The organism is Candidatus Accumulibacter vicinus (assembly GCF_000584955.1).
Taxonomy (GTDB): Bacteria; Pseudomonadota; Gammaproteobacteria; order Burkholderiales; family Rhodocyclaceae; genus Accumulibacter; species Accumulibacter vicinus.
Genome location: NZ_JDSS02000020.1, coordinates 75,193 through 76,177, shown reverse-complemented (window position 1 = coordinate 76,177; position 985 = coordinate 75,193). Strand labels below are relative to the sequence as shown.

The following is a 985-nucleotide window of genomic DNA, read 5'->3' as shown; positions in this document are numbered from 1 at the left end:
GGGCCGCAGCCGGCTGCACACCCGCGCCGGATGGTTGCGCTGGCCGGTTGCGTGCAGCCGACACTGGCGCCCAATACCAATGCGGCGACCGCACGCGTTCTCGACCGGCTCGGCATCGAATTGGTCGAGGTGGCCGGTGCCGCCTGTTGCGGTGCCTTGCGCTACCACCTCGATGCCCGGGAACAAGCCCTCGACGACATGCGGCGTGTCATCGATGCCTGGTGGCCAGAACTCGAGAGTGGGCGCGTCGAGGGTTTCGTGATGACCGCCTCGGGTTGTGGCGGGCATGTGCGCGAATACGCTGCACTGCTCAAACACGACCCGGCCTACGCCGACAAGGCGGCGAGGATTGCGGCGATGACGCGTGATGCCTCCGAGGTGCTGGCTGCCGAGCAGCCTCGCCTGCTCGAGTTGCTGCGCGCAGCCAGGGCCGGTGTCGGCGAGCGGGTGGCCTTTCACTCGCCCTGCACCCTGCAGCATGCGCAGAAGATTCGCGGGGTCGTCGAAGCGCTGTTGACTGCCGCCGGCTACCCGCTTTCACCAGTCGCCGATGCGCACCTGTGCTGCGGTTCGGCGGGCACCTATTCGCTTACCCAGCCGGTTCTCGCCAGGCAGTTGCGAGACCACAAGCTGGCGGCCCTCCATGCCGGTTCGCCGGATCTGCTGGCGACGGCCAATGTCGGCTGCCAGATGCATCTGCAAAGCGGCAGCACGTTGCCGGTGCGGCACTGGATCGAACTGATCGACGAGCGTTTGCGCGCCGCTTCCTGAAGCGTACAGACCGGACCCGGACAGGAGAGCGATGTTCATCGACAGTCAGGCCAGCAGTTACGATGCCTTGTGCAGGAGTTTTCGCTGGCAGCTTCCCGAGCGCTTCAACATCGGCGTCGACGTCTGCGGCCGCTGGGCCGAGGACCGCAGCCGCTTCGCGCTGTACTACGAGGACGAAAGCGGTTTCTCTTCGGCGCATACCTTCTGGGACATT

At 66.1% G+C, this 985-nt stretch carries 1 protein-coding gene and 1 pseudogene; both read left to right on the top strand.

All coding sequences use genetic code 11. From position 1 onward, the window contains the following. On the top strand, positions 1-771 hold a 771-nt coding region (gene glcF / locus CAPSK01_RS08445; protein WP_273703347.1), incomplete at its 5' end, for a glycolate oxidase subunit GlcF. 31 nt (positions 772-802) lie between these two features. Then, positions 803-985, top strand: a pseudogene (locus CAPSK01_RS08440) (AMP-dependent synthetase); the annotation flags it as partial.